This window comes from Thalassotalea sp. ND16A (assembly GCF_000764205.1).
In the GTDB taxonomy this organism is placed as follows: Bacteria; Pseudomonadota; Gammaproteobacteria; order Enterobacterales; family Alteromonadaceae; genus Thalassotalea_A.
Map to the genome: position 1 here is coordinate 15193 of NZ_JQDZ01000021.1, position 13055 is coordinate 28247.

The 13055-nt window shown below is 42.4% G+C and carries 9 protein-coding genes; 7 read left to right on the top strand and 2 right to left on the bottom strand.

The annotated features are described in order from the left end of the window. Window positions 1-66 precede the first annotated feature (66 nt). From ND16A_RS15040 to ND16A_RS15025, 5 genes are all read left to right on the top strand, one after another. Window positions 67-2892, top strand: a complete 2826-nt coding sequence (locus ND16A_RS15040; RefSeq protein ID WP_033076424.1) for a type I restriction endonuclease subunit R — start codon at window positions 67-69, stop codon at window positions 2890-2892. Next, window positions 2889-4493, top strand: coding sequence for a restriction endonuclease subunit S (locus ND16A_RS0118770; protein ID WP_052072862.1), 1605 nt, complete (start codon window positions 2889-2891; stop codon window positions 4491-4493). Before ND16A_RS15040 ends, ND16A_RS0118770 begins: the two co-directional genes overlap by 4 nt. Before the next feature lie 17 nt (window positions 4494-4510). Then, a complete protein-coding gene (locus ND16A_RS15035; RefSeq protein ID WP_033076425.1) occupies window positions 4511-5995 on the top strand; it encodes a class I SAM-dependent DNA methyltransferase in 1485 nt (494 codons plus the stop codon). Window positions 5996-6146: 151 nt separating this feature from the next. After that, complete coding sequence (locus ND16A_RS15030) at window positions 6147-6947, top strand: hypothetical protein (protein ID WP_033076426.1); 801 nt, start codon at window positions 6147-6149, stop codon at window positions 6945-6947. Continuing rightward, a complete protein-coding gene (locus tag ND16A_RS15025) occupies window positions 6937-7737 on the top strand; it encodes a DUF5677 domain-containing protein (protein ID WP_033076427.1) in 801 nt (266 codons plus the stop codon). Before ND16A_RS15030 ends, ND16A_RS15025 begins: the two co-directional genes overlap by 11 nt. Before the next feature lie 318 nt (window positions 7738-8055). Here ND16A_RS15025 and ND16A_RS15020 read toward each other — a convergent pair whose 3' ends face one another. Then, a complete protein-coding gene (locus ND16A_RS15020; protein ID WP_033076428.1) occupies window positions 8056-9399 on the bottom strand; it encodes a sensor histidine kinase in 1344 nt (447 codons plus the stop codon). Beyond that, window positions 9396-10814 carry a sigma-54-dependent transcriptional regulator gene (locus tag ND16A_RS15015; protein WP_033076429.1) on the bottom strand — a complete coding sequence of 473 codons (1419 nt, stop codon included), beginning with the start codon at window positions 10812-10814 and terminating at the stop codon, window positions 9396-9398. Before ND16A_RS15015 ends, ND16A_RS15020 begins: the two co-directional genes overlap by 4 nt. A gap of 262 nt (window positions 10815-11076) precedes the next feature. On the opposite strand from ND16A_RS15015, the gene ND16A_RS15010 reads away from it, so the two are divergent. Together ND16A_RS15010 and ND16A_RS15005 are read left to right on the top strand one after the other, a co-directional pair. Further along, a complete protein-coding gene (locus tag ND16A_RS15010) occupies window positions 11077-12333 on the top strand; it encodes an efflux RND transporter periplasmic adaptor subunit (RefSeq protein ID WP_033076430.1) in 1257 nt (418 codons plus the stop codon). 19 nt (window positions 12334-12352) lie between these two features. After that, window positions 12353-13054 carry an ABC transporter ATP-binding protein gene (locus tag ND16A_RS15005; RefSeq protein ID WP_033076431.1) on the top strand — a complete coding sequence of 234 codons (702 nt, stop codon included), beginning with the start codon at window positions 12353-12355 and terminating at the stop codon, window positions 13052-13054. The last annotated feature ends 1 nt before the right edge of the window (window position 13055 follow it).

Consider the following 13055-nt stretch of genomic DNA (forward strand, 5'->3'; position numbering starts at 1 on the left):
CTTATAAGGTTTTCTAATTTTGCATTTATGGTAAAGTCCTTATATTAAATATCTGCAAGGAAAAGCATGGTCAATCAAAATCCCGAGCAAATAGCACGCGACAAAATTGATGAGCAACTTGAAGCCTCAGGTTGGGCAATTCAAAGTAATAAAGCCATTAACTTTGCTGTTGGTGAGGGTCAAGCGGTTAGGGAGTATCAAACCGATGCTGGCCCAGCAGATTATGTTCTTTTTGTAGATGGCCAGGCAATTGGCGTAATTGAAGCCAAGCCCCAGGATATGGGACATAAAATTACCTCAGTAGAGCTTCAAACCGAAAAATACGCGAACGCAAAGCTGAAGTGGATAAACAACGAAGAACCACTGCCCTTCCTCTACGAAGCAACGGGTGAAATTATCCACTTTACCGATCAGCGTGACCCAAAGCCTCGCGCTCGTGAGCTGTTCACTTTTCAGCGCCCGGAAGCGCTGAAAGAGCAACTAAAAAATGTAAGCTCGTTACGCAAACGACTTACACAACTACCTGAATTAAATCCAACAAAAGTTAAAGCATCGGAGTTAGGCCTGCGTAACTGCCAGGAAATCGCCATTACCAATCTGGAAAATTCTTTTCGTAACGCAAAGCCTCGTGCTCTCATCCAAATGGCTACGGGTTCAGGTAAAACTTACACTGCCATTACCTCTATGTATCGGCTACTCAAACATGCTAAAGGTAAGCGCATTCTGTTCTTGGTGGATACTAAAAACTTAGGCGAGCAAGCCGAGCAGGAAATGCTCAACTATACACCCTCTGATGATAGCCGAAAATTTACAGAACTCTATGCAGTACAACGCCTTAAATCAAGCTATGTCCCTAAAGATGCTCAGGTGTGTATCTGTACTATACAGCGTATGTATTCAATCTTAAGAGGAGAAGACCTGGACGAAACCGCCGAAGAGCAAAACCCGGCAGAAAGTCTGTTGAAACCGAAAGAGCCGGTGCCGGTTGCCTATAACCCCAAAGTGCCGGTAGAGTTTTTCGACTTCATATTTATCGATGAATGTCACCGTTCTATTTACAACCTGTGGATGCAGGTGCTTGATTATTTTGACTCATTCTTAATTGGTTTAACAGCAACGCCTGATAATCGCACCTATGGTTTTTTCAAAAAAAATGTTGTTTCAAATTATGATCATGAGAAAGCCGTTGCCGATGGTGTGAATGTTGGCAACGAGGTTTACTTGATTGAAACCAAAGTTACAAAGGTAGGTGGTCAGCTTAAAGCTAAACAACCAATACAACATCGGGAGCGTCAGACCCGTCGAAAGCGTTGGGAACAGCAGGATGAAGATGAAAGCTATACAGGTAAACAGCTAGATAAAAACATTGTGAATCCGGATCAAATCCTCACCGTGATTCAGACCTTTAAAAACTCACTTCCAAGTATATTTCCGGATCGCCAGCATGTACCTAAAACCCTAGTTTTTGCTAAATCTGACAGCCATGCCGACGATATTATTCAAACTGTTCGCGAAGAGTTTAACGAAGGCAACGACTTCTGCAAAAAAATCACTTATAGGGTTAAAGATGGCAAAAAAGATAAAGACGGCAATATCATAGAAGTGGGAGAAGATCCGCGCTCTGTATTATCTCAGTTTCGTAGTAACTACAATCCGCGCATTGCCGTTACCGTCGACATGATCGCTACGGGTACTGATGTAAAGCCCCTAGAATGTCTACTATTTATGCGCGATGTTAAAAGTAGAAACTATTTTGAACAGATGAAAGGCCGTGGTACACGCACACTCAACAAAGACGGAATGCAAAAAGTTACGCCCGATGCCAAGTGCGACAAAACCCATTATGTCATCGTAGATGCCATTGGCGTCACACAGTCCCTAAAAACAGCTAGCCAGCCGCTAATTACCAAACCCTCAGTGCCCATCAAAGATCTCGCCATGAGCGTAATGATGGGTGTAAGTGACAGCGATACTGTCAGCTCACTGGCAGGTCGTCTGGCAAGGCTCGATAAACAATTAGACAAAGACGATAAACGCCGTATCGAAAAAGTCAGTGGCGGTATTGGGCTGACTCAAATTGTCAGCGATCTCTTTGAAGCTATTGACGCCGATAAAGTCGAAGAGCAGGCACTCCTAATCTCAGAGCAACCAATAGGCACAGATCCGGGTGACGATAACAGTAAGAAGGGCCAGCAAGAACTGGTCAGTCAGGCAGCCAAAGTGATTAATGGCGAGTTAATAGAGACCATCGTCAACATTCGCAAAGAAAAAGACCAAAAAATCGATCACGAGAACCTAGATGAAGTCACCAGTCAGGGTTGGTCTGCTGATACCGCACTAAAAGCACAAACTTTACGGGATGATTTTAACCAATACCTTAAAGACAATATTGATGCCATCACGGCGCTGGAAATATATTTCAGCCAACCGCACCGCCGTCGTGAAGTAACCTTTGATATGGTTCGTGACCTTCTCGATAAGCTGAAAACTGATAAACCACAGCTTGCCCCCATCCGCGTCTGGGATGCTTACGCACAGCTTGATAAAGTTCAGGGCAAACATCCTGAAGCCGAATTGCAAATGCTGGTCGCCCTAATTCGCCGAGTTTCAGGTATCGATGAGTCACTGTCACCTTTTTCCGAAACGGTGAAAAAACACTTTCAGCGTTGGGTATTGGCCTATCATGCAGGTGAAGGTGAAAAGTTTAACGAACAACAAATGGCATGGCTGCGGATGATACGCGACCATATCGCCAACTCCTTCCATTTTGAAATCGATGATCTGGACATGGCTCCGTTCGATGCCGAAGGCGGCTTAGGGCGAATGTACCAACTCTTTGGCGACGAGATGAATAACCTAATTAATACATTAAATGAAGAGTTAGCAGCTTGATAAGAATATTTGAAGAAGAAAAAGTACCTAAAACTTGGGAAGTTATAAACCTCGAATCAGTGTGTGAAATAAACCCCAAGCTGAATAAATCAAATTACCAAGATGACTTACAAGTATCTTTCGTACCGATGCCGGCTGTAGATGCAGAATCTGGAAAGATTGATGTTTCTGGCATTCGCTCTTTTTCTCAAGTGAAGAAAGGGTATACAGCCTTCCAAAAGCACGATGTTCTTTTCGCAAAAATAACACCGTGTATGGAAAACGGTAAAATGGCGGTAGTTCCTGCGGTTACTAATGGGCTAGGATTTGGCTCAACCGAATTTCATGTATTACGAGCTGGTGTAGGAATAAATCCTCATTTTATTTACTATTTTGTTTCTTCCAAAATATTCAGAGTTCAAGCTGAACACAATATGACTGGTGCGGTAGGTCAAAGGCGTGTTCCTGCCCCTTGGTTGAGTGCCGAAAAGCTTCCTCTCCCCCCTGAAAAAGAACAACACCGCATCGTAGCTAAGATCGAAGAGCTGTTCTCCTATCTGGATAAGGGCATAGAGAGCTTGAAAACGGCTCAGAAGCAGTTGAAAGTCTACCGACAGGCACTACTCAAATACGCCTTCGAAGGAAAACTCACCGAACAGTGGCGACGCGACAACCCTTATAAACTTGAGTCAGCTGAACAACTACTGGAGCGCATCAAGCAAGAACGCGAAGAACACTACTTTCAACGGCTTGAAGAGTGGAAAACGGCCGTCGAAACCTGGGAAGAAAATGGTAAAGAAGGGAAAAAGCCTACAAAGCCGCGTAAACCTAAAGATTACTCTCCACTGACGGACGAGATATTAAAGTCTATAAATGAATTACCCATTGGCTGGAAGTGGGAAAAGCTCGGCTGGATGAGTACAGGGGTTGGGTATGGAACATCTGCTAAATCAGCTTCTGATGGTTCCCACCCAGTGTTGCGCATGGGAAACATACAACAGGGAAAATTCGTATGGGATGACCTCGTCTTTAGCAGTGATAAAGATGAAATAGAAAAATACCTCTTAAATCCAGGTGATGTTCTTTTTAATAGAACGAATAGTCCTGAACTTGTTGGTAAAACAGCAATATTTAGAGGCGAAAAAGAAGCTTTATTTGCAGGTTATTTAATTAGAATAAATCATTCGCAAAGAGTTATTAATAGCCAATACTTGAACTTATATCTTAATTCCTATCGGGCTAAGCAATACGGTAATTCCGTCAAAACAGATGGAGTAAACCAATCTAACATTAATGGCGATAAACTCTCAAACTATCCATTCCCCTATTGCTCAATAGACGAACAAAAAATCATTGTTTCACACTTAGAGCAAAAGTTATCTTCTATTGACCGACTAGAGGAAGATCTTAAGCAAAATCTATTGAAAGCCTATGTGCTAAGACAATCCACCCTGAAAAAAGCTTTCTCCGGCCAACTGGTTTCGCAAGATCCGAATGACGAGCCTGCCAATAAACTACTCAAACGCATCGTCAGAAAGAAAGCCCAAATAGAAGCCGAGGCCAAGGCCGATAAAGCAGCAACCCGTAAAACAACTAAGCGCCAAGCAAAACTAAATAACTAATACCGAGAACTAAATTTATGAATACCCAATCAATTGTATCTAAAGTCTGGAGCTTCTGTACCACCTTACGTGATGATGGTGTGAGCTATGGTGACTATCTTGAACAGCTCACCTACCTTATCTTTTTGAAAATGGCTGACGAATACAGCAAACCTCCCTATAGCCGCGATGTCGGCGTACCCGAAGACTACACCTGGGAGAGCTTGACCAGCAGAAAAGGAGCTGAGTTAGAAGGTCATTATATCGAGCTGCTAAGAGAACTAGGCCAGCGCAAAGGCATGCTCGGACAAATTTTTACTAAAGCCCAAAATAAAATACAAGACCCTGCCAAACTTTCTCGTTTGATTGATATGATCAACGCCAATAGCTGGACCATGATGAAAGCCGATGTCAAAGGCGACATCTACGAGGGCTTGCTGGAAAAAAATGCTGAAGATACCAAGTCTGGTGCCGGGCAATACTTCACTCCTCGCCCACTTATTCAGGCCATAATCGACTGTATGCAGCCCCAGCCTAACCAAACTATTGCTGATCCTGCATGTGGCACTGGCGGCTTTTTGCTGGCCGCATACGACTACGTCATAGAGCACCACGGAAAAACCATGGACAAGGCGGAAAAAAACACACTGAAAAACGAAACATTCTTTGGCAACGAGATCGTTGCCAGTACACGCCGCCTTTGCCTGATGAACATGTTTTTACACAATATTGGCGAAATTGATGGCAAAGACTTTATCAGTGGTAATGATGCTCTGGTTGCAGAGCCTTCAACAACCGTCGATATGGTATTGGCTAACCCGCCATTTGGTAAAAAGAGCAGCATGACCTTCACCAATGATGAAGGGGAACAGGAAAAAGATGAGCTAACCTACAACCGCCAAGATTTTTGGGCAAGCACCTCAAATAAACAGCTCAATTTTGTTCAGCATATTCGCAATATGCTTAAAACCACAGGTCGCGCAGCAGTGGTAGTGCCTGACAATGTTTTATTTGAAGGTGGCGCAGGTGAAACCGTACGAAAAGAGCTACTAAAAACAACAGACCTTCACACTATTCTCCGCCTGCCAACGGGTATTTTCTACGCCAACGGCGTCAAGGCAAATGTACTCTTTTTCGATAACAAGCCGGCCGCCAAAGAACCGTGGACAAAAGAGATTTGGTACTACGACTACCGTACCAGCATTCACCACACCTTAAAGAAAAAGCCAATGCGCTATGAGCACTTAGAAAAATTCATTGAGTGCTATAACCCAGAAAACAGCCATAACCGAGCGCAAACCTGGGACAAAGAAACCAATCCAGAAGGCCGCTGGCGTAAATATCCCTATAAAGACATCCTTGCTAGAGACAAAACCAGTTTAGATCTCTTTTGGCTACAAGATAAATCGCTAGCAGATTTGAATAACCTACTAAATCCAGAAGATCTCGCTGAAGAGATCATCGAAAACATCGAAGCAGGCTTAACCAGCTTCCGTGATGTACTAACGGGATTAACAAAATAGTAGAAAGTGGCTGTTGCGAATATAACTCCGTTCGGGCTTATAAACCAGATCACAGGTAACCTAATGGACATGTATTAATAATGGTTATCCTGTTCTAAAAATTTATTCAAAATTCTGACGGTGCGCAGGCAGACTCTCTGAATAATTATAAATGTCTTCATTGTTTTTTAAAAAAGTACGGGGAATTATTATTAAAAAGCCAAACCATCGCGGAAAAGTATTAAAAGATCATAAAAAGGTGGGTAAGAAGCTTATTCCGCCAATGAAACAAATCGCGAGTATGCAAGAAACCTCTTTTGTTGATGAATTATTACCTTGTGTGGTATGGATGTCTGCGCTTTATTTACGTTGTGATGGTAGGTTAGCAACTAAAGTCATTATTGAATTCATTACAGATGCCGAAGCTATTTTTGGTGAAAATAGACCTCAGCCATTATATGCAATGGGTAATTTTAGTTTACTGTCCTGTGAGCAAAAAAAATCTATATATGATGCAGTAAAAGGCAAAAGTTATTTTGAAATGCTTTTAGAGAGTTTAGAGCACCAGCACCATATTTTAAAAGATTACCCCCTAAGCTTTTTGTTTGAAGAACATATGTATGCTGTAGATAAAGTTGAGGCGATAGCTATGCTTTCAGAAGATGTAAAAACTTTATTGGATAGGCACTCGTCAATCGCAACTAAAGTTCAAGTTACTGCCTTTTATTCAACTTTAGAAACTGGTCGATTAAAAGTATGTAACCCAGTTAAAATACCCGACTTTAACACTATTTTTACTAAGCCCGACTCCGATGAAGCGAAACATGCCGCAGCATTCGCTAGAGCGCATATGAATGGATCAATAGGAATGTTTAGGCAAGATAATGACGAGCTAAATATTAAAGCGCACACATGGGTAAAAGATTTTTGGATGCAAACTTTTAATTTATCGGATTGTATAAGTGAATATTGAAAAATTTATAACAGAATATGAAGGTTATCTTATCGACAGCTTTCATGAGATTTGGCAACAAATAGAAGTAGAACCAGATAAATTGGGTGCTTACTCTGTTATTGGAGGCTTATTATCAAGGCAGGTTACTCTATCTATTGAATTAGCTCGAAGCCCAAATAATTGGAATGGACATTCTGCACCACTGTTTCTTCGAGCTATGACCGATTTATATATTACTCTTTCGTGGATATTACTAGACCTAGAAGAAAGAGCTAAACTTTATGTGGCACATGGTTTAGGTGAAGAAAAGTTACTTATAGAACTTTATAAGCTTGGTATTGAAGAAGAGTCGGATGATGAAACTAAAGAACAAATGCAGCAAATTGTTGACATTAAATCTAATTGGGTAAATTCTCAAAAAATGGATTGGGCTGTAGAGGTTAATTTAGGTAGTTGGTCTCCTCTTGATTACCGAAAAATGTCTCAAGAAGCTGACTGTGAAGGGTTATATAAATTCGCTTATAAGCCTTTTAGCCAAAATAGCCACAATATGTGGCCTCATGTTTCTGTTTATAATAGCAAAAGGTGCACCAACCCTTTACATCGATACCATATAATCCCTGAGCTTATCGAAGCTCCTTTTGAGCCAGACTTTATGTATAGGTCATGCAAATACGTAAATAAAACGTTTTCACTCTTTATCTCAACTTTCAATGTTAAGTTATCAAAAATGCCTTTTGAATGGTGGGATTGCTTTTGGCAAGAAAATAATACTAAGGATGAGCAAAATAATGATGTACATGAATAAAGTCGAACATATTTCAAATAATATAAAAATGATCAGACTTTATTGTTAGTGCTTTTTCATTATTTGAAACTTGTGAGAACTAAAGTGATCAAACTTTAATTTATGATTGTTCACAATATAGGCTTTAAATGAGCTTTATTGATCAAACTTTATTGTCTGCCGACATCTTTACCGAAGTTAAATAAAGTTGGAAAAGATCAGTGATGAACAGCCTCAAAAGAGGCTGTTTTTTTTGCTTCCTTTAACATCCCTTTAAGGGAAGAATTGTTGATGACTAAACGTTAAAATAATCACCCGGTCAATTGCAGCCTAAGCTGTTCAACCAAAGATGCATCTAAAACATCCGCCTTGCCCTCGGGAGAGGTAGACTAAATCGCCGCCATGGTTGACCATGATTTGCCGGGAAAGACTCAAACCAATACCTGACCCCTGCTGTTTAGTGGTAAAAAACGGTACAAAGATCATCTCAACCACATGTTTGGCAATACCGGCGCCATTATCCGCAACTTCAACATAGAGTTGCTGAGCGTTGTTTTGTGCTACCGTTAACGTAATTTGACCTTGCGCAATATCACTAACGCCTAAAGAGGTTTGTTGACTGACATGCAATTGCACCGCTTCAATGGCATTTTTAACCAGGTTAATCAGTACCTGCTCGATTTGACCACTGTCTAACATCACCAATTGCTGGCTTTGAATGTCAATCGTTAAGGTTATTTTATGCTCTGTGAGCTGTTGTAGATGTAAGATTTGGATACGCTCTAAAATAGCCGTCAACTGAGTCGGTGCCAGGTTTGGCATCGGTAAGCTGCTAATTTGCCGAAAGCTTGCAATAAATTCACCTAAGTACTGGGTACGTGATGCTAGCGTGCTTAATGCTAAGTTTAAATCTTGCTTGTTTTCTTGATCAATAAAACTCAGCTCCTTTGGCATTAGTCCCTGGCAGGTTTGGGCAATGGAGGCTAATGGCGTAATGGTATTGGCAACTTCATGGGTAAGTACCCGGGTCAAGCGTTTATACGCTTGTTGCTCCTTATTTAACAACATATCATGAATAGATTGCAGGGTAACTATTTTACGTTCTTGCCCTTGAATTTCGGCAATACTGACTCGCAACGTTAAGGTGTCTAGTTGCTCGCCGTATAGCCATTGCACGGTACTTTTTAAGTTCTTTTGCGCGGTTGAGATCATAGTACCAATATGACTGAGTTCGATGAGGTGAGCTGCGCTTTTGCCAAGTAGCCTGGCGACTGCCGGGTTAGATTCAATAATATTTCCTTGGGCGTCACAAACGATGACAGCAAGGTCAACATGCACCAATAACGCTTTTAAAAACTCGCTCTGTTGCTCAGCATCAAAACGTGCTGCCTGCATTTGTTGTTTTACCTGTTCAATATGCTGTCGCATTGGGTGTTGTGCACTAAACCCCAAGGTATTGTCACCATTGGCCAGCGCTCTTATCACTTGCAGCAATTGCTTGTCTTGGCGCTTAAACAATGTAAACAAAGAGCCGGTCAATGAAACCGTCACAATCACTAACAACAGCCAGGCTGGCGATATACCTCTGCTAATATACATACCAGTGAGCAGCATAATACATACCAATAACGCGACCAGGGTCATGCTTAACAGTAGCAGTGGCTGATTTTTTATATTATTCATAACCCATATTTTTCCAATCGGCGATACATAGCACCCCGTGTTAGGCCAAGCGCTTTCGCCGCCTGACTCACATTCCCTTGATGATGCTTTAACGATGCCCGTACAGCCCGCTGCTCCAGCGTTTCTAGATTAAAAGTATCGTAGTCAATATGATCGACTTTCGGCGCTGTCTGGGTAGTGTGCGCATCGGCATTAGTCTCTTCAGTTGCCGGGGTTATCTCTGCGCCAACCACAGAGCGAATGTCTAAAAACTCATTGTCAGTTAAAATGACCGCTCGCTCTATCGCATGGGCGAGTTCACGTACGTTACCTGGCCAGCGGTAGTTGCAAAGCGCAGCCATATCTTCAGCGGCTATGCTCAACTGCCTTTTATATTTATGACTGAAATAATCAAGGTAATATTTGGCCAGTAGTGGAATATCGTCAACCCGTTCACGTAATGGCGGCAACCGAATTTCCACGGTATTAATGCGATACAATAAGTCCTGGCGAAAACGATTTTCGCGCACCGCTTGTGGCAAATTGTCATTGCTGGCGCATATAAGGCGTATATCAACGCCAATGGCCTTCGTGCCGCCAACCGGTGTGATCTGGCGATTTTGCAGTGCCGCTAATAAGGTGGTTTGCTGACTTACCGGTAAATTTCCGAGTTCATCTAAAAATAAACTGCCGCTATGGGCAAGCTCAAAACGCCCGACTCTATCGGCTTTAGCGTCGGTAAATGCCCCTTTTTTGTGACCAAATAGCTCGCTTTCAAATAAATTTTGGCCGACCGAACCCATGTCCAAACTAATAAAAGCCTGATCGCTGCGCGCGCTTGCAAGATGTATCGCATGAGCCGCCAACTCCTTACCGGTACCACTTTCACCGGTGATCAAAATATTAGCATCGGTTTGCGCGGCTTTTTCTATGGTGTTAAATACCTTTTGCATTGCGGTACTTTTTCCCAGGAATTCAAATTTTTGACCGCTAAGTGCCTGATTTAATCCATGCGTTTGGCGAGTCAGTTTCCCCACTTGTTGTTTATCTTTTGCATGAGAAAATGCCGCGGCAATCACCCCTAATAATTGTTCATTTTTCCAGGGCTTGGCAATAAAATCCGCCGCCCCCGCTTTAATTGCATCCACGGCTAATTTAATGTCGCCGTATGCCGTCATCAGCACCACCACGACCGAAGGGTCTTGGGCAATAATTTTCTTTAACCAATAAAAACCTTCCTGACCACTGATCGCGTCACGGTTAAAGTTCATATCGAGCAAGATGACCTCGATTGGCTGCTCATTAATAATTTTTGCAATATCGAAGGGATTGTCTGTGGTTTTTACTGTTTGATAATGTTGTTTAAGCAATAACTGCACGGCAACCAAAATATCAGGGTTATCATCGACAATTAAAATTGAACCCGCCTGCTTCATACCATGACCTATTTGTTATTTTTTTGTAGTCTAGCGTATTTTTAATTGCCTAGTCTAGCAAAAAACCGTCCATAAATGGACGCTACATCTGCTTAAGGTGTTCTGTTTGCGGACACCACACTCTTAAAATAAGATGTGTGAATATTGTAAACCATTGTTTTAACTCCTTTATATTGATTGGCATGAGATTTGTATTATTTAGCTTAATTGCCCTGAATAAGAATCGTGATATTCAATGCCAGTAAAATTAGGAATCGCCTAAATGGACAAAAAAATAGCCAAAACATGGCGACAAAAACACATGAAAAAGACTGTTTTTGCTTTTCTGGCGGTAATTGTTGCCAGCGCAGCTTATGGCTTGAGTCGATCAGCTGCTGGCGGACGCAGCCATAACCTGGATATCAATAGCATCACCATAAGTTCGGTCACCCAAGGCGCATTTGTCGATGCCTTAAGCCTGCGTGGCCAGGTTGTCCCAAAAACCACCATTTACCTCGATACCACCGCGGGCGGTCAGGTTGAGCAACGTTTAGTTGAACAAGGTGAGTTTGTTGAAAAAGGTCAAGCGTTAGTGCGTTTGAGCAACACCAACTTGCAACTCGATGTCATGGGACGCGAAGCACAAGTTACCGAGCAGCTTAATTTTTTGCGCAACACACAAATGAACATGGCCACAAGCCGGTTAAATTTACGTCGCGACTTACTGGAAATTGAATTACAAATTAGCCATTTGCAACGCCGCTTAAAACAATCAACAACCTTGGTAGGCAAAGGGGTATTGGCCAAGGACAGACTGGCAGAAATAGCGGATGATCTGCGTTACTATAAAGCCCGAAAAGAACTTACCTTAGAGCGTCAGGAACAAGAGACCAGCATTCGTAAAGTACAGGTGAAACAACTGGAAGATAGTGCAGAGATGCTGGAAAAAAACCTGCAATTTGCCCGAAACAACCTGGAAAACCTGCTAATAAAAGCTCCTGTTGCTGGCTACTTAAGCGAGCTCAATGTTGAGATTGGTGAATCAAAGGAGCGCGGTGCCCGCCTCGGACAAATTGATATCCCCAATGAATATAAATTGGTACTACGCCTCGATGAGTTCTATTTGAACCAAGTGCAACCAGACTTAGCCGTAATGATCGAACTGGAAACAGGCAACATCAGCGCGAGAGTCAGCAAAATTGATAGTCGGGTCAATCAATCACAATTTCAAATTGAAGTCGACCTGCCAACAGGCGCCGGCAACATAAAACGTGGCCAAAGCATTGATGTGGAGTTGATGCTGGGTGGCAATAAAGACCAGGCGCTACTGCTTACCCGCGGCGCTTTTTTTAGCAGCAGTGGCGGCAATTGGGTCTACGTACTAGCAGAGGACGGTAGCACAGCAATACGCCGCAATATTAGCCTGGGTAAAAAGAATCAAGACTATTTTGAAGTCTTGTCAGGTTTGTCATTGGGCGAGCAAGTGGTTACTTCAAGCTATGGCAATTTCGATAATGCTCAGCAATTGCAATTAAATTAATTTCATCAAAGGAATAATAATGATTAACATAACGAACTTAAGCCGAGTTTTTCGTACTCAAGATTTAGAGACAACCGCGCTGAGCAATATTAATTTAACCGTTAATGAAGGAGAGTTTGTTGCCATCATGGGCCCTTCTGGCTGTGGTAAATCTACCTTGTTATCGATTTTGGGTATGCTCGACTCACCTTCAACCGGTAGCTTTGAATTTTCCGGCAGCGATATTGCCGGTTATAACGAAAACCAATTAGCAGCGCTGCGTAAAGCTTCAATTGGCTTTGTTTTTCAAAGTTTTAATTTAATTGATGAACTTACCGTCTATGAAAACGTTGAGCTGCCACTGCAGTATCAAAAAATTAGCAAGAATGATCGCAAAAAACGTGTAGAAGCCATTTTAAAACGCGTTGGTATTGATCACCGCGCCGACCATTTACCGCAGCAACTTTCAGGGGGGCAACAACAGCGGGTTGCCGTTGCCCGTGCCTTAGTTAGCAACCCTAAACTGATTTTAGCCGATGAGCCTACCGGTAACTTAGACTCAAAAAATGGTGATGAAGTGATGGCCATGCTACGTGAGCTAAATAAGGACGGCACCACGGTTATCATGGTGACTCACTCGGAAAAAGAAGGTAACTATGCCGACCGTTTAGTGCGTTTGCTTGATGGTCAAGTGATGCTCGATAAAGCGAATCAGGTATTGCAATCTGCTGAGGTCGCTTAAC